At 40.9% G+C, this 23590-nt stretch carries 19 protein-coding genes; 6 read left to right on the plus strand and 13 right to left on the minus strand.

The features are described from left to right. Window positions 1–45 precede the first annotated feature (45 nt). Entirely contained in the window at window positions 46–3036 is a 2991-nt protein-coding gene (locus P4S61_RS03215; protein WP_145237174.1) for a bifunctional diguanylate cyclase/phosphodiesterase, read from the minus strand. Window positions 3037–3396: 360 nt separating this feature from the next. On the opposite strand from P4S61_RS03215, the gene P4S61_RS03220 reads away from it, so the two are divergent. Next, window positions 3397–4554, plus strand: a complete 1158-nt coding sequence (locus tag P4S61_RS03220; protein ID WP_145237178.1) for a chorismate mutase — start codon at window positions 3397–3399, stop codon at window positions 4552–4554. A gap of 70 nt (window positions 4555–4624) precedes the next feature. Here the strand turns inward: P4S61_RS03220 and tyrA are convergent, their stop codons facing one another. The 6 genes from tyrA to ffh all read right to left on the minus strand — a co-directional run bounded on the left by tyrA (window position 4625) and on the right by ffh (window position 9943). After that, a complete protein-coding gene (gene tyrA, locus P4S61_RS03225; protein WP_337117758.1) occupies window positions 4625–5758 on the minus strand; it encodes a bifunctional chorismate mutase/prephenate dehydrogenase in 1134 nt (377 codons plus the stop codon). Window positions 5759–6339: 581 nt separating this feature from the next. Beyond that, a complete protein-coding gene (rplS, locus tag P4S61_RS03230) occupies window positions 6340–6699 on the minus strand; it encodes a 50S ribosomal protein L19 (protein ID WP_002962189.1) in 360 nt (119 codons plus the stop codon). Window positions 6700–6732: 33 nt separating this feature from the next. After that, the gene (trmD, locus tag P4S61_RS03235; protein ID WP_337117759.1) at window positions 6733–7500 is read right to left on the minus strand and encodes a tRNA (guanosine(37)-N1)-methyltransferase TrmD; all 768 of its coding nucleotides are present in this window, start codon (window positions 7498–7500) and stop codon (window positions 6733–6735) included. Continuing rightward, a complete protein-coding gene (rimM, locus tag P4S61_RS03240; RefSeq protein ID WP_145237188.1) occupies window positions 7500–8036 on the minus strand; it encodes a ribosome maturation factor RimM in 537 nt (178 codons plus the stop codon). Before rimM ends, trmD begins: the two co-directional genes overlap by 1 nt. Window positions 8037–8053: 17 nt before the next feature. After that, window positions 8054–8302 carry a 30S ribosomal protein S16 gene (gene rpsP / locus P4S61_RS03245; RefSeq protein ID WP_145237191.1) on the minus strand — a complete coding sequence of 83 codons (249 nt, stop codon included), beginning with the start codon at window positions 8300–8302 and terminating at the stop codon, window positions 8054–8056. A 261-nt stretch (window positions 8303–8563) separates the two neighbouring features. After that, window positions 8564–9943 carry a signal recognition particle protein gene (gene ffh, locus P4S61_RS03250; protein WP_145237194.1) on the minus strand — a complete coding sequence of 460 codons (1380 nt, stop codon included), beginning with the start codon at window positions 9941–9943 and terminating at the stop codon, window positions 8564–8566. Between the two features lie 273 nt (window positions 9944–10216). Between ffh and P4S61_RS03255 the strand changes: the two genes are divergently transcribed. The 3 genes from P4S61_RS03255 to P4S61_RS03265 all read left to right on the plus strand — a co-directional run bounded on the left by P4S61_RS03255 (window position 10217) and on the right by P4S61_RS03265 (window position 13326). Further along, a complete protein-coding gene (locus tag P4S61_RS03255) occupies window positions 10217–11023 on the plus strand; it encodes a cytochrome C assembly family protein (protein ID WP_145237197.1) in 807 nt (268 codons plus the stop codon). 61 nt (window positions 11024–11084) lie between these two features. After that, window positions 11085–12353 (plus strand): HlyC/CorC family transporter, encoded by a 1269-nt coding sequence (locus P4S61_RS03260; RefSeq protein ID WP_145237200.1) that lies wholly within the window; start codon window positions 11085–11087, stop codon window positions 12351–12353. Between the two features lie 136 nt (window positions 12354–12489). After that, the gene (locus tag P4S61_RS03265; protein ID WP_145237203.1) at window positions 12490–13326 is read left to right on the plus strand and encodes a mechanosensitive ion channel family protein; all 837 of its coding nucleotides are present in this window, start codon (window positions 12490–12492) and stop codon (window positions 13324–13326) included. A gap of 55 nt (window positions 13327–13381) precedes the next feature. On the opposite strand, the gene P4S61_RS03270 is transcribed toward P4S61_RS03265, so the two are convergent. Then, window positions 13382–13990 (minus strand): transglycosylase SLT domain-containing protein, encoded by a 609-nt coding sequence (locus tag P4S61_RS03270; protein ID WP_145237206.1) that lies wholly within the window; start codon window positions 13988–13990, stop codon window positions 13382–13384. A gap of 140 nt (window positions 13991–14130) precedes the next feature. Continuing rightward, entirely contained in the window at window positions 14131–15708 is a 1578-nt protein-coding gene (gshA, locus tag P4S61_RS03275) for a glutamate--cysteine ligase (protein WP_145237209.1), read from the minus strand. A 487-nt stretch (window positions 15709–16195) separates the two neighbouring features. On the opposite strand from gshA, the gene P4S61_RS03280 reads away from it, so the two are divergent. Next, window positions 16196–17743, plus strand: a complete 1548-nt coding sequence (locus P4S61_RS03280) for a methyl-accepting chemotaxis protein (RefSeq protein ID WP_337117760.1) — start codon at window positions 16196–16198, stop codon at window positions 17741–17743. A gap of 111 nt (window positions 17744–17854) precedes the next feature. Here P4S61_RS03280 and clpB read toward each other — a convergent pair whose 3' ends face one another. The 3 genes from clpB to rluD form a co-directional block, all read right to left on the minus strand. Beyond that, a complete protein-coding gene (clpB, locus tag P4S61_RS03285) occupies window positions 17855–20431 on the minus strand; it encodes an ATP-dependent chaperone ClpB (RefSeq protein WP_337117761.1) in 2577 nt (858 codons plus the stop codon). A 97-nt stretch (window positions 20432–20528) separates the two neighbouring features. Next, window positions 20529–21254, minus strand: a complete 726-nt coding sequence (gene pgeF, locus P4S61_RS03290; RefSeq protein ID WP_182758989.1) for a peptidoglycan editing factor PgeF — start codon at window positions 21252–21254, stop codon at window positions 20529–20531. A 9-nt stretch (window positions 21255–21263) separates the two neighbouring features. Next, window positions 21264–22241 carry a 23S rRNA pseudouridine(1911/1915/1917) synthase RluD gene (rluD, locus tag P4S61_RS03295; RefSeq protein WP_145237221.1) on the minus strand — a complete coding sequence of 326 codons (978 nt, stop codon included), beginning with the start codon at window positions 22239–22241 and terminating at the stop codon, window positions 21264–21266. Window positions 22242–22382: 141 nt separating this feature from the next. On the opposite strand from rluD, the gene P4S61_RS03300 reads away from it, so the two are divergent. After that, window positions 22383–23144: an outer membrane protein assembly factor BamD gene (locus P4S61_RS03300; protein ID WP_145237224.1), complete on the plus strand. Its 762-nt coding sequence runs from the start codon at window positions 22383–22385 to the stop codon at window positions 23142–23144. Window positions 23145–23226: 82 nt separating this feature from the next. On the opposite strand, the gene glnB is transcribed toward P4S61_RS03300, so the two are convergent. Then, window positions 23227–23565: a nitrogen regulatory protein P-II gene (glnB, locus tag P4S61_RS03305; RefSeq protein WP_145237227.1), complete on the minus strand. Its 339-nt coding sequence runs from the start codon at window positions 23563–23565 to the stop codon at window positions 23227–23229. Window positions 23566–23590 lie beyond the last annotated feature (25 nt).

Here is a 23590-nt window from a genome sequence, read left to right on the forward strand (position 1 = left end):
TTTGGTATTTTAACTAACTTGAGTTAGATTAAACATGTGTTTAACTCAATCATCAAGCTTTGCAAATAGCTTTGGCAAATCTTGCTCTGCTATAGGCGGGCTGTAGTAATAACCTTGCACTATAAAGCAGTTATTGTTTTGTAAAAACTCCACTTGCTCTATAGTCTCAACGCCTTCGGCTACCACATTCAATTTTAGCTTTTGTGCCATCGCTATAATTGCCGCAGTGATCTCCATGTCATTTGGATCATCCGGTATATCTTTAACAAACGAGCGATCAACTTTTAAAATATCAACCGGAAAACGTTTTAAGTAGCTCAATGACGAATAACCCGTGCCAAAGTCATCTATCGATATTGACACCCCAAGCGCTTTTAACTGATGTAATTGCGAAATTGCCGCTTCCACATTCCCCATTAGCATGCTTTCGGTTAATTCCAGGTGTAACTGCTTAGCCGGCACCTTGGTTTTCTTAATAATCGATGCCAACAACGGCACTAACTTAGCATCTTTAAACTGACGAGCAGAGAGGTTAATCGAAATATTATTTTCTCGCCCTTGCGCTGCTAATCTTGCTGCAAATTCACACGCTTCTTGTAGCACCCAAGCACCTAACTCAACTATTAAACCTGTTGCCTCAGCTATTGGGATAAACTTGGTAGGCGGGATCATCCCTTCAGTTGGGTGGAACCAGCGGATCAAGGCTTCATAACCGACCACATGCTGCGTGCGACTATCAACTTGTGGTTGATAAAAAATCACAAATTGCCGAGCTTTGATTGCTAAGCGCAGTTCATTTTCAATAAACAGCCGCTCATTCGCAGCGGCATCAAGTTCTTGACTATAAAAGTGATAAGTATTGCGCCCTTTAGCTTTGGCCTCATACATAGCTAAATCAGCGTGTTTTAATAACTGGTCTTCTTCTTGGCTATCATATGGTGCCATTGTGATGCCAATACTAGCACTAATAATGACCTCGTTATTGCCAAGCATAATTGGCACATTCAATGTTTTTTGAATAGTGTTAGCGACATCCATTGCATGCTCTTGACGCTCAATACCACTAAGTAAAACTGCAAACTCATCGCCACCTAAACGGGCAATTGTATCTTCCGCACGCAGTCGTTTTTTCAAACGGTTAGCAACTTCAACTAATAGCTGATCACCGGCATCATGACCAAGTGTGTCGTTAATACGCTTAAACTCATCTAAATCAAAATAGAATAAAGCAAACGCATAATGGCCACGCTCTGCAAGCGCCATTGACTTACGTAATTGCATTCTAAAGAAAGTACGGTTAGCCAGCCCTGTTAAGGTGTCGAAATAAGCCAATTGCTCCATTTTTCGCTGGCTTTCTTTAACAAACGAAATATCCTGTGCTGAGGCAACATAACTGGTGATGCTGCCACCGTCTTCGCGAATTGGTGAGATACTGAGCGATACCCAGATTGGCTTTTTATCTAAACCTTGGATCAAAGTATCGCCACGCCAATAATTTCGGCTGCGTAAATCGATATCAATGTCATCAACCAAAATAGCCATTTCTTTGGCGATAATGCTTAATAGCGGTGACTGCATAAAATGGTTTTCTTCAAACCCAGTCATTTCTAACATTTTTGGATTGACGTATTCAATCACGAAGTTTTGATCGGTGATCACTACGCCCGTACCTGAGAAAGCAACTGCTTTAGATAATCGGTTAGCGGCTTTTTCGGCAATTTCTTTTTCTGTAATACGCTGATTCAGACCATCAATAAGCTTACGAATTTCAATCGCCATATCGCGAAAAGAACCATTTAAAGTACCAATTTCATCTTTGTTTTCTTTTGGAAATTCAATTTGTAAGTGCCCTTTGCCAAAACTGGTTACCGCATAAACTAAAGAATGAATACGGCGTAAAACGAGTTGGTAAAGTGCTTGATGTAATAACAGTGCGACTAAAATGGCATATAAAATAAACAATCCAAAAAACTTCACCTTTAGCTCTTCAAGCGCTGAAAGTGCTGATGAACGTTTTTTGTAAATACCAATATACCAGTCTAAATTATCAACTTTACGAATATTAATGATGTGCGTTTCACCATCTTGTACAAAAGAGTCTGCGTATTCTGGTAAATGCATTTTGATAGTCTGATTGATCAGCTCTTGTAGATCGCCATTAACAAAATCATGAGTACGTAATGGTTTGCCTGCTTTACCGTAGGTTTCGTAAAGATTTTTATTCAGATCAGGATGAGCAAGTAATTGCCCTTGGCTATCAAAAACAAATAAGTGCTGCTCCTTATCACCGATCGGTAATTGCGAAATAAGCGTATCGAGTGCTAAATCGCTGCCAGTAACACCTAAAAATTCATTTTCAAGATAAACTGGCACCAGTAAACTCACCACCCATTTATGCCAAATTTTATCGTAGTAAACTTTAGACCACACAGCCGAACGGGTTGGATTAAGCGCTTCTTTAGCGTAATTAAAACTTTGATTATCAATAAACTGATGAGAGCCTGGAACATTCAGAGCCCAATTAGGTGGCGCAATACGGATAAAATTATCTTTGGTGATTAAATAAAAGTTAAAGAAATCTTGGATCAAGGTAGGCGCTACGATTTTCCATAACGATTCAGAATCATTAATGAGTTTTTTATAAAAAGGTGAGTACTTATCTTGTGGCATAAAAGCCGCAGATAAACCATCATCAGAGGCGCTGCGAATACTGCCATCGGGGTCAAAGCTGAGCTGCGCACTTTGGCTACTGAGCAATTGCGAGGAATTATAGAATAATTGGCTAGAGACGACGTTATTCGCTTGCTCCGCAATATTAATTTTGGTTTTCACCAGAGTATTAAACTGACGGATCAGACGTTCGCTGGAATGCTTGAGAACTTCATGTTCTTCAAATACCAATTGTTTTTCTTCTGATTTTAGCATCAACACCGCCGCACAGATCCCAGCAATTAAACAAATTGCCGAAATTAACAGCGAAAGCTTCATACTCAACGAATTTACACCAAAGCGTGATGGTGGGCGTCTATACACCACAGGACAACCTTATTTTTAATAATTATTTTTATTTAAATTCACCTAAATAAATATACCAGATCCCTATTTAGATTTATAAATTTTTCGTTGAAATTACTGAAAAAATCCCATATCAAAAATAAACTATCCTTTGGCGGCGATAAAACCCGCTAGAGTGTTGACTTTATAGCCCACTCTCCATACATTAAGAGTATGAATATAATATTTTCGCAATTACATTTTTCGTTTTTTAGCTTCTTTAGATAGAAGAGGCTTACCTGTTTGCGAGATTAAATCAACCGAATAGCAAAGCCTCCCAATTGGGAGGCTTTTTTGTTTTTATTACCCAAAAGGTAATTTTTTGGAATGAGGAACCCAAAAATGACTAATGATGTACTTAATTCACTTAGACACGATATCAATGAAATTGATTCTGACCTATTAGTGCTATTAGCAAAACGTCGCCGTATTAGCCACGGCGTTGTAGAATATAAGATTGCTAATAATAAACCGATACGTGATGAGGCCCGTGAGCTTGCCTTGTTAGAGAAACTCATCGGTTATGGTAAGTCTCTTGGTTTGGACGCTTATTATGTGAATAACGTTTTCCAAACAATTTTAGAAGATTCAGTACTTAATCAACAAGCCATGTTACAGAAGAACTTAAACCCAGATGCTATGAGTGAAACACACCGTGTTGCTTATTTAGGTGGTCAGGGTTCATACAGCCAACTTGCTTGTCATAAATATTTTAGCCGTCGCCCAGGTAAACTTGTTGAAATGGGCTGCTCTAGCTTTGAGCAGATCACTGGTAAAGTTGAAAATGGTCAAGCAGATTTTGGCTTATTACCCATTGAAAACACCAGCTCAGGCAGTATTAACGAAGTGTTTGATTTACTGCAACACGCACAAGTCTCCATCGTTGGTGAAGTAACCCACAGTGTTGAACATTGTTTACTGGTCACACCGGGTACTGAGCTTAGTCAGATCAGTAAGATTTTTGCTCACCCGCAACCATTCGCTCAATGTAGTCGCTTTTTACAAGGCTTAGGTGATATTCAACATGAAACCTGCGATTCAACCTCAAGCGCTCTGCAATTAGCATTAGATACCCCTAATAGCGCAGCAATTGGTTCAGCTCAAGCGGGTAAAAATGTGGGTTTAGAAGTAATTAAATCAGGCCTTGCGAATCAACGTGAAAATCATAGCCGTTTTATTGTGGTTGCCCGTAAGCCTCTTTATGTATCAAAACAGATCCCGACTAAAACCAGTTTAATTATGGCAACCAAGCAACAAGCAGGTTCTTTGGCTGATGCATTGATGATTTTCAAAGAACACAATATCAACTTAGTAAAACTAGAATCACGCCCAGTCCCAGGCAACCCGTGGGAAGAAGTATTTTATGTGGATTTAGAAGCAAACCTGGTTGATAACCATGTTAAACAAGCCTTAGAAGAGCTAAAAGAGCACACCCAATATGTACGCGTACTGGGCTGTTACCAAAGTGAATCGCTGCAAGCTGTGAATATAGAAAGTTAAGCGCTAAGTAAAATATAAAAAAGGGCTAAAATTAGCCCTTTTTCATTATCTACTTTTCACACAGCGGTTATCAATCAAGTACTTTCGCATCATTGGCTTTGTTTAACAGGCTGCGACTTTGCGTTAAGAAATGCGCAGTAGCATCTGAAAAATATGCTTTTGCATCCGCAAATGAATCAATTAAAGCGGCCTTATCACCCGCTTTTAATTTGGCCAAGGTACTTGCAAACGTGTCTTGGTATTGTGCAAGTAATGGCTCTACGTTATCAAATTGCGCTAGCATGATGTCAGAATAAAGCTCTGGTGATTGTGCGAATAAGCGCCCTACCATCATCAACTCTAATTGGTAAATCGGTGACGAACAACTGCGGAGCTCTTCGAGGGTATGACCTTGTTTTGCTAAAAACTGGCCGTATACAAAAGTGGTTAAATGGCGCATAACCTGAATAATTTGCATAGCTTCATCGTGCTTTTGCGCATCGAGTTCAACAAGTTGACAGCCCCACACTTGCAGTTGCGATAATAAACCTTGGGCAATCTCATGGTTACGGCCTTCGCAAACCACCACTGTTTGCTTTACCCAATGAGAAATATCAGGACCAAACATTGGATGTAAACCGACTACAGGACCGCTATGCACTGCTTTTAATACTTTTAACGGTGCTTGCTTAACTGAAGTAATATCAACTAATAAACAATCATCATCGAGCTTAGGTAAGGCAGTGACCACTGTTTCTAAGGCATTAATTGGCACACTGATCATCACCAGTTTTGCACCTGCTAATATTTCTTGCGCGTTACTTTGCTGTTCTTTGTCGAGTATTCTAACTTCATACCCTGAGCGGATAAATTGCTGAGCAAACAATTGCCCCATAGCGCCTTGACCACCAACAATCACAATAGGTGATAACTGTGGCGCGCTACATGCTAATTTAGCCTGTTGATTTTGGTAAGCTTCGCGCATCATACGGCGTAGGATATCTTCCACCAATTCAGGATTAACACCTTGGTTAATCGCTTCTTGGCGACGGGCAGCTAATAAAGTAGCTTCACGGTCAGGCGCATGCAGTGGCGCACCCGTTTGTTGTTTGATTGCGCCGATCTGCTCGGTAATACTATTACGTCTAGCCAGCAGTGCAACCAACTGGGCATCACATTCATCGATCCCCTCTCTTAACTTATTTAACTCTTTTATATCCGCCACGCGACTACCACCTTAGAAACTGCAATTTCGTACATTTAAATTTACATAAAAGTAAACTAATCAATACGATAAATACTAACAGGATCGCTTAGTTGTTAAAAGGCTAAATAAGCAAAAGAATGGGATTTGGGATTTGAGATTTGAGTTTTAAGTACTAAGCCATAAGTTATAAGTTGGCCTAATTGTATTTGATTTATGAGTAATTCTTTGGATGGGTATTTTTTTACTGGACTTCTCTGTGCTCTAATACCAATCGTGTTAAGTTACTGAGCATTTATAGCGACAGATAAATACAGTGATAACAAGGCGTAAATTTTGACATGTAGTTGTTCTACTTGAAAAAATTATAACGCAGTTAGCGCTTTATTTAGCTCGCTAGAATGGTTAAATATTTAAGTCGATTGGTATAATCAAGCTATGGTGATCACTTCAACGTTGAGCAATCTTAATCTTTTAACTTTACCCTCACTAGCCTTCTAATTCGATAACTTTACCCTAACTAACTTACTATCTCTAAAAACCAAAACGGGTTGCAGCCCGAAGGTTGCAACCCGTTTTTTTGCGTTGATAAACAGCGCGTATTAGTTAAGTTTTTCTCTAATACGTGCAGATTTACCAGAACGCTCACGTAGATAGTAAAGTTTCGCACGGCGAACTGCACCGCGACGCTTAACTGCTACGCTATCGATAAGAGGGCTGTGCGTTTGGAATACACGCTCAACACCTTCACCGTTCGAAATTTTACGAACTGTGAATGCTGAGTGAAGACCACGGTTACGCTTAGCGATTACAACACCTTCAAAGGCCTGTAGACGCTCTTTAGCACCTTCTTTTACTTTTACCTGTACAACCACTGTATCACCAGGGCCAAATGCAGGTACGTCTGTTTTAAGCTGCTCATCTTCAAGCGCTTTAATAATATTTTGGTTTACTTTTGCCATTATGTTTCTCACTTTCCTAGGTGTAACTGTCTTCTAGCCACAAGCTTTTTGGTACTCTTGCTGAAATTTCGCGAGTAATACCGCTTGCTCCTCAGTCAGAGCTAGGTTATGCAACAAGTCAGGACGGCGTAACCAAGTTCTGCCTAATGACTGCATCAGCCGCCATTTTGCTATCTCTTGGTGGTTTCCGCTGAGTAATACAGCAGGCACCTGTTTGTCGTCCAATGTTTCTGGCCGTGTATAGTGAGGACAATCCAGCAAGCCATCCGAAAATGAGTCTTGCTCTGCTGACTGGTTGTGTCCTAATACGCCCGGCACTAATCGCGCTACTGCGTCAATTAATGTCATGGCTGGTAGTTCACCACCACTCAAAATAAAATCACCAATTGACCATTCTTCGTCAACGTATGATTCTATTATTCTCTCGTCTATACCTTCATAGCGACCGGCAATTAAAATCAGTTTTTTAGAGCTTGCGAGTTCGCTTGCCCCTTGCTGATCTAATTTGCGCCCTTGCGGGGACATATAAATTACTTTTGCACCATCGCCTGCCGCCTGTTTGGCGTCAAGAATGGCTTGCTTTAGTGGTTCAACCATCATTAACATACCTGGACCGCCCCCGTAAGGACGATCATCCACGGTCTTATGCTTATCAATAGCATAATCTCGTGGGTTCCAGCAGTTAAAGTCGATCAGACCATTTTTTACTGCTCGACCAGTTACACCTTGCGTTGTAATGGCATCAAACATGTCCGGAAAAAGGCTGATAACCCCTACCCACAACGAACTCGTTTGACTCATTAAAAGCCAGGATCCCAGTCTACTGTAATTTCTTTTACATCGTGCTTAATCTCTTTGATAACTGAATCAGTTAAAAACGGAATTAAACGCTCTGCTTGGCCAAATGCATCTTTATTGTTTGCTTTCACAACCAATACGTCATTTGAGCCTGTCTCCATCAGGTCATCAACTATGCCTAAGTCATAACCTTTATCGGTTACAACAGACATGCCAATGAGATCTCGCCAATAGAACTCACCTTGCGGGAGTTCTGGTAATTGCGCTGCATCCATTGAGATTTCTGCATGGGTATAAGCCATTGCTTCGTCTCGATCGTTTACTTGCGCAAATTTAGCGATAAAGCCTTTGTTGTGGCGACGCCAGTCGACCACTTCTAAGGTCTGCCATTTACCTTGCTGCCCTATCAACCACGGGCTGAAATCGAAGATCCCTATGGGATCATCAGTAAATGAATGTACCTTAAGCCAGCCCTTTATACCATATGGGGCACCGAGCTTTCCTACGACAATTATTGATGAGGTGTTCTCTTGACTCATGGTTACACTTACGCCTATTAAGCCGCTTTACGAGCGTCTTTAACTAACTTATTTACGCGATCTGAAAGAGATGCGCCCTGACCTACCCAGTGTTCTACACGAGATAAATCTAAACGTACTTTTTCTTCTTGACCACTAGCAATTGGGTTAAAAAAGCCTACTTTCTCGATGAAGCGACCGTCACGCGAGAAACGGCTATCCGCAACCACAATTTGATAGAAAGGGCGTTTTTTAGCGCCACCACGTTGCAAACGAATAGTTACCATACCGTCCTCTAAATAGATTGACTGTTTTCATTAATAAGATTTACTCCCCAGTATGGGGAGCTGGGGAATTGTACGAGTTTTTAGCAACAATGCAAGTAAGAAGTGACTCGAAATGACTGTTAAGTTGATTAAACTATGATCTACGCGTTAAATCAGGCTATATAGAACTTTCAACGCATAATTTATCTACAAAAAAAGAGGCTATTTGCCTCTCTTTTTAGTTAACTGATTAGCTACATCTGCATGGCGTCAGTTAAAACATTAAAATTTAGGGCCACCGCCACCCATCATTCCTGGTGGTAACATGCCTTTCATGCCGCGCATCATTTTCATCATGCCGCCTTTACCTTTCATTTTTTTCATCATTTTTTGCATCTGCGTAAACTGTTTTAACAGCTTATTGATCTCTTGTACTTGCGTACCAGAGCCCGCTGCAATACGCTTTTTACGAGAGCCTTTAATGATCTCTGGACGTGCACGCTCTTTTTTCGTCATTGAGCTGATGATCGCTTCCATCTGAATAAAGGTTTTATCACCCATCTGACCTTTCACTGCATCAGGCAGGTTTTGCATACCAGGTAATTTATCAAGCATTGACATCATGCCGCCCATGCTTTTCATTTGCTTTAATTGATCAGCAAAATCATCAAGAGTAAAGCCATCACCTTTAAATACTTTTTCAGCAACTTTTGCAGCTTGCTCTTTATCGACTTTCATTTCGACTTCTTCGATCAATGAAAGTACATCCCCCATACCAAGTATACGCGATGCGATACGATCTGGATGGAAAGGCTCAAGCGCATCAGTGCGCTCACCAACACCCATAAACTTAATAGGTTTGCCGGTAATATGACGGATTGATAGTGCAGCACCACCGCGCGCATCACCATCAGTCTTGGTTAGTATCACACCGGTCAGAGGTAATGCTTCATCAAACGCTTTGGCAGTATTGGCAGCATCTTGACCTGTCATGGCATCAACCACAAACAAGGTTTCGATTGGGTTAATAGCATGATGAAGATTTTTAATCTCGTCCATCATGTCATTATCAACATGCAAACGACCTGCGGTATCAACTAATACAACATCGATAAATTTCTTTTTCGCATGAGAAATAGCAGCCTTTGCAATATCAACCGGCTGTTGTGAAATATCACTTGGGAAAAACTCAACACCTACTTCATCGGCCAGTGTTTCCAACTGTTTAATAGCCGCAGGACGATAAACGTCGGCACTGACTACTAATACTGATTTCTTTTTACGTTCTTTTAAAAATTTGGCAAGCTTAGCAACACTGGTCGTTTTACCCGCACCTTGCAGACCCGCCATCATTACAACGGCTGGCGGTTGTGCGTTTAGGCTCAACTCTTCGTTTGCTTCACCCATGGCTTTTTCAAGCTCTTCGCGAACGATTTTAATGAACACTTGCCCAGGACTTAGGCTCTTAGTTACTTCAATACCTACCGCGCGCTCTTTAACTTGTTTAACAAACTCACGAACAACGGGTAAAGCGACGTCGGCTTCTAAAAAAGCCATACGCACTTCGCGTAGTGTATCTTTTATATTGTCTTCAGTAAGGCGTCCACGGCCGCTGATATTCTTTAAGGTTTTACCTAATCGTTCTTGGAGGTTCTCAAACATGTAAAGGTTCCGATCAAACGTGATATACCAATTTCCCAAACAACGTTATTGCCGCAAGTTTAGCACTTACTATTAATAGCGCTGATTTCATATAATCAGTATTAATAAAATTTTAATTAAAAACAGTATACCGTAAATGGTGGCGCACAATACAGTGTTCAAGTGAGCTGTTTGAGTTTCTTTTTACAAACTCTATGCATTTGCCTCACTATAAAATACAATGCCCTTACTCTAACAAGGAATATTTGACTCAAATTGAGTGGCCCAAGCACTATGCTGATTATTAGTTTAACTATTATTGCCAGTTTATTTTATATCTTCGCGACGTCTCACGTGCTGTCTCGGTTATTTCACCAACAAGGTCCGAGCCAAAAGCTGACGGTTATCCTCAGCACGGTGGCAATTTTAGCGCACATGTTATTACTGGTGAATTCAGTGTTTCGCGCCGATGGCCAAGATTTAAGTATTGTTAATGTATCACTATTAACCTGCTGGGTGATTGTGGTCTCTGTCACTACGGTGTCATTAAAATTCCCTGCCACATTATTACTGCCTGTTGTCTATGGCTTTGCTGCTTTGCTAACAATTGCCAGCTTATTTATCCCGCATCATATTTTATTGCAAAGTATTGATGTTGAAATAGGTTTAGTCACTCATATTTCGCTTTCCCTGCTTGCATACTGTGTGTTAATTATTGCCACTTTATATGGCGTACAGTTTTACTTTATTGATAAACGTTTAAAACGAAAAGACTTAGCGATTGTGCATAGCCATTTACCGCCATTAATGGTGGTTGAACGCCAGCTATATCACTTATTAACACTAGGCACGGTTTTGTTAACCTTAGCGTTATTATCTGGTTTTATTTTTCTTGATGGCATGTTTGCTAGTGAATTTATTCATAAAACTGTTTTATCATTAATTGCTTGGGCTATGTTTGCAACGGTGACAATTGGTCACTTAAAGCAAGGCTGGCGTGGGAAACCGGTCGTACTAGCTATCATGGCTGCTGCTTTTGTTTTAACGCTGGCTTATTTTGGCAGTCGTTTTGTGCAAGAGGTGATCCTGAATAAGTTTTAACTTGACTCAGGCAGCTCACTCCCGCTTAATACGCATTGGTTAAATAAAAAAGGATCCTTCTTTGGACGACATCTCTACAAGTGTTTTGTTTATAATACTTGGAATACTCATACTTTGTTCTGCATATTTTTCTGGTTCTGAAACGGGCATTATGTCAATTAACAGAATCCGCTTACGCCACCTTGCTAAAGAAAATCACCGCGCAGCAAAGCGTGTCAACAAACTTTTGAGCCGTCCTGATAGACTTATTGGCCTTATCCTCATCGGTAATAACTTGGTGAATATTGCTGCCGCGCAGGTTGCAACCATTATCGGTATTCGTTTATATGGTGATTTAGGTATCGCTATTGCCACTGGCGCACTAACTTTAGTAGTGCTTATATTTGCAGAAGTAACGCCTAAAACGCTAGCTGCGCTTTACCCTGAAAAAGTTGCCTTTCCTAGTTCGGTGATACTCAAAGGGTTACTAAAAATTCTCTTTCCATTTGTCGTCGTCGTTAACTGGATGACCAATGGCATATTACGCCTATTTGGTATTAGTGCTGCACAAATAGATGAGCACAGCATGAGTAAAGAAGAATTAAAAACGGTGCTGAATGAATCGGGTGCGCTGATCCCCGCGCGTCACCAAAGTATGTTGACCTCCATTTTAGATTTAGAGCAAGTCACTGTCGAAGATATTATGATCCCGCGCAACGAAATTGTTGCCATTGATATCAATGATGACTGGAAACTAATTAGTAAACAGCTTACCCATGCACAACACACGCGAGTACTTTTATATCGTGACCAAATTGATGATGCGGTAGGCTTTATTCACTCACGGGATGCACTGCGGTTATTAACGAAAGAGCAATTTGATAAACCATCATTGCTTCGCGCAGTTCGTGAGATTTATTTTATTCCTGAAGGTACGTCGCTCAATACTCAGCTATTTAAATTTCAGCAATCAAAAGAGCGTATCGGTTTAGTAGTTGATGAATATGGTGATATTCAAGGATTAGTTACCCTCGAAGATATTCTTGAAGAAGTGGTCGGTGACTTTACCACTACGCAAACACGTACTCCAAGTGAAGAAGTTGTGTCACAAGATGATGGCTCATTTCTAGTTGATGGCGGTGCTAACGTACGCGATCTAAACAAAGAAATGGATTGGGAGTTCCCTCTTGATGGCCCGAAAACATTAAGTGGCTTAATTGTCGAATACTTAGAAGACATTCCTGATGCCAACTTGAGTTTGCGTATTGCAGGCTATCCGATTGAAGTTGTTGAAGTAAAAGAGAACATGATCAAACTGGTGCGCATTCAAGCGAACAAGCGCAAAATATAAGCAATATCTGTAGAGTAACCTATGGTTACTCTACTCCCTCAGCTCATCCCCGCAACAAATTTTTTGTTCATTATTCTCTATAAAGTGTTAATTATTAGGCTATTATATTTGTAACTTTATAGATGTGGAAAATGCAATGGAAGATATCTCTATCGAGACCCTGTACACCAAAGCGATTGAAATGCTAATGACCTATGGCCCTCGATTTTTATTGGCAATCTTTGTTTTAATTGTTGGTTGGTGGTTTGTTGGCCGTATTGCCAGTATGGCTGAAAAATCAATGGCAAAGGTAAAATTTGAAGCCGGATTAAGTCATTTTTTGGTCTCCTTCTTATCGGTTATTTTAAAGTTGCTATTACTGATCTCAGTCGCATCAATGATTGGTATAGAAACAACCTCGTTCATTGCTATGCTCGGTGCTGCAGGCTTAGCGGTCGGTATGGCATTACAAGGCAGCCTAGCGAATTTCGCCGGTGGTGTGCTGATCTTATTTTTTAAACCATTTAAAATTGGTGATGTCATTGAAGCCCAAGGCTATATGGGTAAAGTGGTTGAAATTCAAATATTTGTTACCGTACTACTCACTTATGATAATGAAAAAATTATTATCCCAAATGGTGCACTTTCTAATGGCTGTGTAAAAAACAAGTTTGCAGAACCAACTCGCCGCGTCGATATTGAGTTTGGTATTAGCTACAGTGATGATGTGCTTAAAGCGCGAGAAGTACTAATGGGCGTGTTAAATAGCTACGAGTTAGTACTCAAAGATGAAGCAAAACAACCGGTTGTGCATGTAAGTCAGCATGGCGATAGCCATATCGGCATGTTGGTCTGGGCATGGGTTGATTCTGAAAATTACTGGCCAGTGTATTTTGGTTTATACGAACGCGTTAAAATTGCCTTCGATAAAGAAAATATTACCATTCCATTCCCACAGCGCGATGTACATATTCATCAATTCCCAGGGAAATAAACTAATACTAAAAAGCCCGCTGTGCGGGCTTTTTAAAATCTTGAATCTTGTCAGATCAGCTAAATAACCTTTCTAACCACCCTTTATCTAAATCGTCTTCACAACGTTTAAGCTGAGCCGCATAGCGACTTGCACGATTTTTTACTTTATTAGCCACTGCCATTAACCACTTTTTATTTTTATAGGTGCCGCGTTTATAACCGCCCCAGCCTTCGTGGTAATTTAGGTATTGCGCGTAGGCATCCCATTTCGAAATGCCATTAACTTTATGAGTTTTATAAACAAACCAGCCCATAAAGTCGATAGCGTCATCAAAATCATCGCGATCGGCGCCGCTATTACCCGTTTCACGAATATAATCAGACCAGGTGGGAGTTTTTGCTTGTGAGTAGCCGTAAGCTGAACTTGCTCGCCCTGTGGGAATGACCCACAAAAAGTATTCCATTGGCGGTGCAGCATCGTGTTTAAAGGAGCTTTCTTGATACATCATGCTCATTAGTACATGTTTAGGTGAGCCCCATTTTTCTTGGGCATCTTTTGCGTCATAGTACCAATCGCTTTTTTCTTCAAAAATTTTACATATATCATTAGGTTGCTTTGGAGGGGCTGTTGCGCAACCAGTTAACAGAGCCCCCAGCGATAAAATAATTAAACTATTTTTCATTTTTTTTGTTGCTCGCTGAACTTTTTATAAAAATATAAGTCATATTTTATGAATGCGCAGTTTAGCATTGTTTATCCCTGAAGAATCTTTACGCAGCCAACTTGGGCTGCGTTTTTTTGCCTGCTTACTTAGCTACAAACTTACTTAGTGGCAAAATAATCATCTAAAAATGCATTAAATGTTTGATTATCAGCGGCTTTCAACTCGCGTTCAGCAATAACTGACTGATCTGCTTGTTGTTTTAAATAGCTGTCTGAATACACTTTATATGGCGTATCTTGATGTTGTTGCTGGTAACTTTTTGCCAACGATAAGGCAAAATAACCATTATCAATACCAGACCCTTTCAGTTGACTAACGTAGCGCCCTGAGTATGTTAATTCAGGATCTGCTATCCATTGGCTTAATCGAGTAATCGTTTCGCTGTAATAGCTAACGCCGTAAGCATTATCCATGTAGGCTGCAACTTGTTGTAACTGTGCGAAGATCTCTGCTCCCCACGTTGCTAGACTGCATGAATTACCAGAGCGGTTTAACATCACTTCTAAAGCGCGACCTTGGCTTACAACCGTATCTAAATTTTCGGTGCTACGCTGTTGCGAATCCCAATCCATTGTTGGAGAATCTTTCAATAAGCAATAAGTCAGAAAAACATCTAGGAAATGAATTTGCTCAATATCAATTCCCGTTGCTGCAAATGGATTTACATCTAGAGCTCGGATTTCAATATACTCAATACCGCCACGTAACAGTGCGTCGGTCGGTGTTTCGCCACTTTTAGCATTGCGCTTAGGACGAATTGGCGAATAAAATTCGTTTTCAATCTGCAATACATTTTTATTCAATTGTTTAGGCTGGGCATCTTTATAATCAGCAAGCTGACCATAAATATCTGACGGTGAATGAATCGCACTTTTTAATCCTGCTACATATTCATCTAGTGAGTTATACAGTACTTTTAGTGATGACTGAGCACTGTTGGTATAACCCAAATTACCTAAGCGCAAAGCTGTACCCACTTCAAGATAAAGCGTACCTTTACCTAATTTTTTAAAAGGAAGATCCGTACTGCGCCCTTGTAAAAATGAATTACACAGCGCTGGCGATGCTCCAAATAAATAACTGATCAGCCATAGTTCTCGCTTGAAGTTACGGATCAGTCCTAAATAACCGGCCGAAATAAACTCTTGTAATGAGCCAGTATCGCCTTTAATCGTTTGTAAGCTCAGCCAAAATGACTCTGGAAACGATATATTAAAGTGCACACCGGCAATCGCTTGCATCATGCTGCCATAACGATTTTTAAGACCTTCGCGGTACAAGGTTTTCATGCGTCCAATATTAGAATCACCAAATTGAGCTAATACAATGTCATCTTGGTGTTCTATAAAACACGGCATACTGATAGGCCATAATAATTCATCGCCCATCTGCGATAGGGTAAACTTTTGTAAGTCTTGTAGCTGATTTAACGTTTCTTCAGCAGATTCACTAACGGGTGTTATAAACTCCAATAAAGACTCAGAAAAATCAGTGGTGATATGCCCGTTAGTTAACGCACAACCAACCCCTTTTGGATGACCTTGCTGTGAAATTACACCATTTGGCTTGATCCGCAACGCTTCTCTTTCAATACCGCGTTGAATGCCTTTAATTGCGTATTTATGCTGTTCTGGGGCTAGCGCTGCTAACGCTTTAGTTAAATCATGTGTAGTCAAAAATGCTTCCTCGAGCCACGTGGCCTAATCCTAAGTCAATGGGGGCAAATTGATAATACTCAAGGTTTAATAATGGCATAACTCTAATTTCCACTATTTACCAAGAAGGTCACCGTATGTTTGTAAAGCAAACTTGCTGCGGGCCGTTAAGCTAACACCCAAATTTTTACTAATCTTGCCATTGTAAGAGCTAATATACAATTGCTTTAATGACACCACTGTTATGCGAGATGCTGACTAATTAATTGTTTACTATCTGCAATCCATCTCTGAGACTTACCGACTTATCAAACTAGAACCATAATATCTATGTATATATTCAGCAATTACACGATTACGAATACAGCTTTTACAAGTTTCTTTGTTCTAGATCACTAAAAAGTTATTTAAGATCAATTTTGCACCTGTGAACACTGAACCTGCTATCATTACGTTTGTATGAACTTTATAATCATCACTAATAATAAAGCATGTTTAAGGACTACCTATGCGTCGGGGTCAGCAGTTAATAAACGAAGAAGTCACCTTTTCAGATCACCAGCAGCTCGTCTCTACTACAGATGTACGTGGAGTGATAACCTATGCGAATAAAGAATTTTGCAATATCGCTGGCTTCAACCTTGAAGAACTCATTGGCAAAAATCATAATATTGTTCGCCACCCAGATATGCCCAAAGCGGCATTTAAAGAAATGTGGGAAAAACTTAAGCAAGGCCATTCATGGCGCGGGATGGTAAAGAATCGCTGCAAGGATGGCCGCTATTATTGGGTTGATGCATTTGTTACTCCTATTTTTGAACATGGTCAACTCGTTGGCTATCAATCAGTACGAACAAAACCGAGCGAACAACTAAAACGACGAGCACAAAGCCTATACGCTAAAATAAATGCCGGTAAATCGTTGTCTTCTTGGCGTGAATGGGTCGGTGTTCGCCAAAGTGCAGCCCTACTTATTGGCTTAATTGGTTTAGTACTATTAGCAGCTTTTGTATCTATTTCTGTTGCACTGATAACCGCGCTATTTAGTTTACTAATTATGCTATTAAATTATGATGAATTAGTTTTCACACCAGCAGCACTGAAACAGCTCAAGGTAGATAATGATTCTGTATCCCGCTATGTCTATGTCGGCCATTATCCATTTAGTATTAGTGAATATAACCAGCAAATGCTTAATGCTAAATTACGTACCGTATTAGGACGAGTAAAAGATACGACTGTCACGTTTACCGGTATTGCGGCTAATCTAGACCAACAATCAGCATTAACTGAAAAAGGCATTGCCGCACAAGGACAACGCCTTGGCCAAATGGCCACCGCAATGTCACAAATGAGCGCAACCATAGGTGAAATATCGGGCAACACTCATCATACCGCTGAAAAAGTAAATATTACTTACCAAAGCTGCACTGATATAAAACTACACATTGCAGACAATAGTGCCATGGTGTCTGATCTTGCTTTACAAGTTGAACAAGCGGCAAGTACCGCAAATTCCCTTGCAACCGAGGCGGATAAAATAGGTCAAGTAATGACTGAAATCGAAGGCATTGCAGAGCAAACCAATTTACTGGCATTAAATGCTGCAATTGAAGCCGCGCGTGCTGGTGAACATGGCCGAGGCTTTGCGGTAGTTGCCGATGAAGTGCGTGCATTATCTTCTCGTACTCAACGTGCTACTGCACAAATTCATAGCTCTATTAAAGAAATTCAAGATACCCTGTTTAGCTGGTCCACGGTCATGAAAAACACCAAGGCGCAAGCCGATGAATGTGTAAATACCACCGGACATACCCAAGTTGAACTGGATAGCATCTTCGCGCAAATAAGTGAAATATCGCAACTAGCGACACAAATATCTGCTGCCGCCGAGCAACAACAAACTGTCAGCCTCGATATTAGCGACAACATTACACAAATAAAAGGTTACAGTGACGAGAACTTAACGTTGAGCTTTAATGTCGCTAAAGGTGCTGCACAGCTTGTCGAAGGCTCACGTAAAGTTAACGATATTTTACTGACTTTTAAGGTTTAATTAAGCGCGGCTAAATGATAGGGGTTTATCTTTAATATTTACTTTATAACTTTTTATTCGCAGCGAGTTTAAGGCCAGCATATTCACTGGCCTTAAAACTCAGTTAATCAGTTAGCGTGATGAGAACACTAAACCATTTTCGTCAGCATCAATTACTATCATGTCACCACTTTGATATTCACCTGCGAGTAACTTCTGCGATAATGGGTTTTCAATGGTATGTTGAATAGCCCGTTTGAGTGGTCGTGCACCATAAACCGGGTCAAAACCACTGGCTGCAATTCGATCAAGAGCTGCATCACTTATTTGTAACAAGTAACCCATTCCTGTTAGGCGCTCACGTAACTTGCTTAACTGAATATCTGCAATCTCTTTGATATGTTCATTAGCAAGTGGGTGGAATACTACGGTTTCATCAATACGGTTAATAAATTCAGGTCTAAACTCATTAACCAAAACCCCCATCACTTTTTCTTTTAACGCTGCATAATCGTTGTTACCGGTTTGCTCTTGAATAATATCTGAGCCTAAATTTGAGGTCATGATGATCACCGTATTTTTAAAATCAACAGTACGACCTTGGCCATCCGTTAAACGACCATCATCTAACACTTGCAGCAGAATATTAAATACATCAGGATGTGCCTTTTCGATTTCATCAAGCAAAATTACAGAATATGGACGACGACGAACAGCTTCTGTTAAGTAGCCACCTTCTTCATAACCAACATAGCCCGGAGGCGCGCCAACTAAGCGAGCAACTGAGTGCTTTTCCATAAACTCAGACATATCAATTCGCACCATCGCGCTTTCAGTATCAAACATATATCCAGCTAACGCTTTAGTCAGCTCAGTTTTACCGACCCTGGTTGGGCCTAAAAATAAAAACGAACCGATTGGCCTATTTGGATCTGCAAGCCCTGCCCGTGAACGACGAATCGCATTCGCCACTGCCACTACCGCTTCGTCTTGACCGATCACTTTATGGTGTAAATGTTCTTCCATTTGCAGCAGTTTTTCACGCTCACCTTGAAGCATGCGCGATACAGGAATACCAGTCCAACGTGAAAGTATCTCAGCAATTTCATCTTCACCCACTTGGTTTTTAAGTAAGCTCATTTCTTGCATTTCAGCTTGTGAAGCTAAGTCGAGTTTACGTTCCAATTCTGGAATGCGGCCGTATTGCAGCTCTGACATACGTTGTAGATCAGTGGCACGGCGGGCAACATCTAAGTCTAATCGCGCTTGTTCAAGTTCAGCCTTAATTACTTGAGTACCTTGCAAAGAGGCTTTCTCAGCTGTCCATACTTCATCAAGTTCACGGTACTGGGCTTCAAGATCGGTGATCAGCTCCTGCATCTCAGAACGACGCTTTTGGCTGGCGTCATCTTTCTCTTTAGCAAGTGCATTATCTTCGAGTTTTAGCTGGATGATACGGCGCTCTAATTTATCTAATGATTCTGGTTTTGAATCGATTTGTAGGCGAATAGACGAACCCGCTTCATCAATTAAATCAATGGCTTTATCCGGTAGCTGGCGATCGCTAATGTAGCGGTGCGATAAATGCGCTGCGGCAACAATGGCTGGATCGGTAATTTCAACACAGTGATGTAACTCGTAACGCTCTTTCAAGCCTCGAAGAATCGCTATGGTATCTTCTACTGATGGTTCTTCAACAAGCACCTTTTGAAAACGACGTTCTAAAGCGGCATCTTTTTCAATATATTTACGATACTCATCAAGGGTTGTAGCACCGACACAATGCAGTTCACCTCGAGCCAATGCAGGTTTGAGCATATTACCCGCATCCATTGCACCATCAGATTTACCGGCGCCCACCATAGTATGAATTTCGTCAATAAACAAAATCACTTGGCCTTCTTCTTTAGCCAATTCATTAAGCACTGACTTTAAACGTTCTTCAAACTCACCACGGTATTTTGCACCGGCCACCAAGGCTCCTAAATCAAGCGATAACACACGTTTGTTTTTCAAGCCTTCAGGCACTTCGCCATTAATAATACGCTGCGCGAGCCCTTCAGCTATAGCGGTTTTACCGACACCAGGTTCGCCAATCAACACGGGGTTATTTTTAGTACGCCGTTGTAATACTTGGATCGTGCGGCGAATTTCATCATCGCGGCCAATAACAGGATCAAGTTTACCCTGCTCTGCACGCTCAGTTAAATCGATAGTAAACTTTTTCAGCGCTTGACGGGTATCTTCGGCATTCGGATCATCAACTTTTTGACCACCGCGAATAGCTTGTATTGCTGCTTCTATTTTAGTGCTGGTCATATTTAAAGCGCGGAAGATATCACCCAATGGCCCTTTATCATCACACGCTGCTAATACAAATAACTCACTGGAGATGTATTTATCTTTACGCTTTTGCGCGTACTTATCGCATAAGTTGATCAGTGAAACCATGTTATTTGACAACTGCACGTCGCCGCCAACACCTTCCACTTTAAATAGCTTTTCTATCTCTTGTGATAACTTGGTATTAAGTTCATCGGCACTCACACTGGCTTGGGCTAATAACGCACGCACACTTGAGCCACTTTGCTGCAAGAGTGAATACATTAAATGTACTGGTTCAATAAATTGATGATCACGACCAAGCGCTAATGACTGAGCGTCAGAGAGCGCAGATTGAAATTTACTGGTAAATCGATCTAAACGCATAAGGGGTTACCTATTAAAAAAACTAATTACTTAATTAATGGGTATGCTCGGCACTTTGATCAAGGCTTAGGAGAAAATATACTCACTGAATAGACTATTACTTGCGCCAGATCAAAGAAGCCATACGGCCTGTTTGACCATCTCGACGGTATGAGAAGAATTGTTCGCTATTGCTAACTGTACAGTACTCACCACCACTAATATTTCTTATGCCTAGATTAATAAGCTGTGTGGTTGCGAGCAGATAAATATCCGCTAAATATTTACCATCCGCCTGCGCCACAAATGCAGTGTGATGAGATGCTGATTGTTCACAGAAAAGCGCTTTTACTTCACTGCCAACCTCAAACTTTGCAGCACCTATGGCAGGACCTAACCACGCTATAATTTGTTCTGCAGGGCTGCTAAAGTGACGCAAAGTATTAGCGATAATACCCGCATGCAAACCGCGCCAGCCACCATGAATAGCAGCCACCTCATCACCACTTTCACTGGTAAGTAAAACCGGCAAGCAATCTGCTGTCATAATTGCCAGTGGTTGATTTTTTAATCGGGTATACAGCGCATCCGCATCATAATTAGCCTGTGAGTCAAAATACTCATCCACAACAACGACTTCACTGCTATGGATCTGATTAAGCCACACCGGTGCTTTAGGAAGCTGAGCAGCTAAAAGTGCGCGATTCGTTAATACCGCTTGCTGATCATCGCCCACATGTAGGCCTAAGTTTAAACTCATAAAAGGCGCATGCGATACACCGCCCTGACGAGTTGTACTGAGAGCACCTACATTGGTTGGCGCTGTCCAATTAGGATAAAGCATTAAAGCAGCTTAAAAATCGATATTTGGATTAGCTTTGGTGTCTTCACGAAGTACGTGCGTCATGGCAACCATGTCATCAGGAATTGGCGCCTGCCAAGTCATCATTTCACCCGTAATTGGGTGTGCGATACTTAGCTTTACCGCGTGCAATGCTTGACGATTAAATTCACGTAACATTTGGAACAATTCAGGTGTTGCGCCTTTTGGTGGACGTGGACGACCGCCATAGGCTTTATCACCAATCAATGGATGATTAATAAATGCCATATGCACACGAATTTGGTGAGTTCGGCCAGTTTCTAAACGAAGACGTAATCGCGTATGCGCACGGAATTTTTCAGCAACACGAAAATGCGTAATTGCTGGTTTACCCTGCTCATGCACAGCCATGTGTGTACGCTGCGTAGGATGGCGACCAATTGGTTTTTCAACCATACCACCTGCGGTCATGGTGCCATTACAAATTGCTTCATACTCACGCGTGAAGTTTTCACGCTTCTGTAATGCTTTAACTAAATGTGTTTGCGCCTGAATTGTTTTAGCTACCACCATCAAACCGGTAGTATCTTTATCTAGACGATGCACAATACCTGCGCGCGGAACATTAATGATATCTGGATAATGATGCAACAATGCATTGAGCACTGTGCCATCAGGATTACCGGCACCAGGGTGCACAACTAAACCCATAGGTTTGTTGATAACCAAAATATCATCATCTTCATAAACGATGTTTAATTTGATATCTTGCGCTAAGTATTCACGTGGGGCTTCAATGCTAGTTTCAACATTGACTGTTTCACCACCAAAGAGTTTCTCTCTCGGGGTGTTTAAAATTTCACCATCCACGGTGATTTTATCATCCAAAATCCACGTTTTTATACGTGAACGTGAATAATCAGGGAACAATTGTGCCAATACTTGGTCTAGACGTTTACCGCCTAACTCAGTTGGCACCTCGGCTTGAAGAGAAATTTGCTCTGACATTAGTAACTTTACCCAATTTACCAGTGCAAGCTGTGCTCGACTGGGTTAGAATCGCTTTTAATAAAAGCATTATATAATAAGCATAGTTTACTCGGTTTTACCCACTTGGCCTAGCCGAAGACATCGAAGGTAACAAATAAAATGATAAATAGAATAGGGAAACGTGCATTCGCCATTGTTTTTACAGTTTCATTACTTGGTTTAGGTGCCTGTTCGTCAGCACCTGATGCAGAAGATATCCAACGCGTTCCTAATAAATCAGCGCAAGCGTTGTATGATGATGCCAAACAAACACTTGATTCAGGCTTGTACGCGCGTGCAATTGAGCTTTTGAGTGCGATTGATTCACGCTATCCGTTTGGGCCTATGTCAAAACAAGTACAAATGGATTTAGTCTACGCCCATTACCAAGCGGGTAATACTGAACAAGCACTTGCAACAATTGACCGTTTTATTCGCCTAAATCCAAACCACAAAGATTTAGACTATATGTACTACATGCGTGGCTTAGTAAATATTAAAGCCGATAAAAACGCATTCCAAGAGTATTTTGGTGTTGATAGAGCCGACCGTGATGCTAATCGTACCCGTGTTGCCTTTACTGATTTATCAACCTTAGTCAATCGCTTCCCTGATAGTAGCTATGCCCCTGAAGCAAAAAGACGTTTAGTTTGGTTACTCAACAAAATGGCACGTTACGAGTTGAAAGTTGCTGATTACTACTATGAACGTGAAGCTTACTTAGCAGCAGCAAATCGCGGTAAATACGTCGTAGAGCATTATTCTCAAAGTAGTTATTTAAATGAAGCACTGGAAATGATGGAAAAAAGCTACAACAAGCTTGGTTTACCAGAATTAAGTAAACACGCCAAAATGACCCGAGAGTTAAATAAAAAGAAATAAATTAACATATACAAAAAAGGCGCTACTGATTGTTTATAAGTAGCGCCTTTTTTATGTCTGACTTTTAATCTCAGATAATAAATTAGATCGCGTCTTCATCTTCTTCAGCAGTACGAATACGTACTACACGCTCAACGTCAGTGACGAAAATCTTACCATCGCCAATTTTACCTGTTTGTGCTGTTTTAACGATCACTTCAATAGCACGGTCAACATCGTCATCACCAAGGACAATATCAAGCTTTACTTTTGGTAAAAAATCAACCATGTATTCAGCGCCACGATAAAGCTCAGTATGTCCTTTTTGACGGCCAAAACCTTTCACTTCACTGACGGTCATGCCAGTAATACCGACATCAGACAACGCTTCACGAACATCATCAAGTTTAAATGGTTTAATTATTGCTTCAATTTTCTTCATTATTAGTCGCTACTCTTATATTGCC

It is taken from the genome of Pseudoalteromonas sp. B160, from assembly GCF_037162485.1.
Lineage (GTDB): Bacteria > Pseudomonadota > Gammaproteobacteria > Enterobacterales > Alteromonadaceae > Pseudoalteromonas > Pseudoalteromonas rhizosphaerae.

Excerpts from the sequence above, each read along its gene's own strand:
- P4S61_RS03220 (WP_145237178.1), top strand. The coding sequence starts at position 3,397 with ATGACTAATGATGTACTTAATTCACTTAGACACGATATCAATGAAATT.
- rplS (WP_002962189.1), bottom strand. The coding sequence starts at position 6,699 with ATGGCAAAAGTAAACCAAAATATTATTAAAGCGCTTGAAGATGAGCAG.
- trmD (WP_337117759.1), bottom strand. The coding sequence starts at position 7,500 with ATGAGTCAAACGAGTTCGTTGTGGGTAGGGGTTATCAGCCTTTTTCCG.
- rimM (WP_145237188.1), bottom strand. The coding sequence starts at position 8,036 with ATGAGTCAAGAGAACACCTCATCAATAATTGTCGTAGGAAAGCTCGGT.
- rpsP (WP_145237191.1), bottom strand. The coding sequence starts at position 8,302 with ATGGTAACTATTCGTTTGCAACGTGGTGGCGCTAAAAAACGCCCTTTC.
- ffh (WP_145237194.1), bottom strand. The coding sequence starts at position 9,943 with ATGTTTGAGAACCTCCAAGAACGATTAGGTAAAACCTTAAAGAATATC.
- P4S61_RS03255 (WP_145237197.1), top strand. The coding sequence starts at position 10,217 with ATGCTGATTATTAGTTTAACTATTATTGCCAGTTTATTTTATATCTTC.
- P4S61_RS03265 (WP_145237203.1), top strand. The coding sequence starts at position 12,490 with ATGGAAGATATCTCTATCGAGACCCTGTACACCAAAGCGATTGAAATG.
- P4S61_RS03270 (WP_145237206.1), bottom strand. The coding sequence starts at position 13,990 with ATGAAAAATAGTTTAATTATTTTATCGCTGGGGGCTCTGTTAACTGGT.
- P4S61_RS03280 (WP_337117760.1), top strand. The coding sequence starts at position 16,196 with ATGCGTCGGGGTCAGCAGTTAATAAACGAAGAAGTCACCTTTTCAGAT.
- clpB (WP_337117761.1), bottom strand. The coding sequence starts at position 20,431 with ATGCGTTTAGATCGATTTACCAGTAAATTTCAATCTGCGCTCTCTGAC.
- pgeF (WP_182758989.1), bottom strand. The coding sequence starts at position 21,254 with ATGCTTTATCCTAATTGGACAGCGCCAACCAATGTAGGTGCTCTCAGT.
- rluD (WP_145237221.1), bottom strand. The coding sequence starts at position 22,241 with ATGTCAGAGCAAATTTCTCTTCAAGCCGAGGTGCCAACTGAGTTAGGC.
- P4S61_RS03300 (WP_145237224.1), top strand. The coding sequence starts at position 22,383 with ATGATAAATAGAATAGGGAAACGTGCATTCGCCATTGTTTTTACAGTT.
- glnB (WP_145237227.1), bottom strand. The coding sequence starts at position 23,565 with ATGAAGAAAATTGAAGCAATAATTAAACCATTTAAACTTGATGATGTT.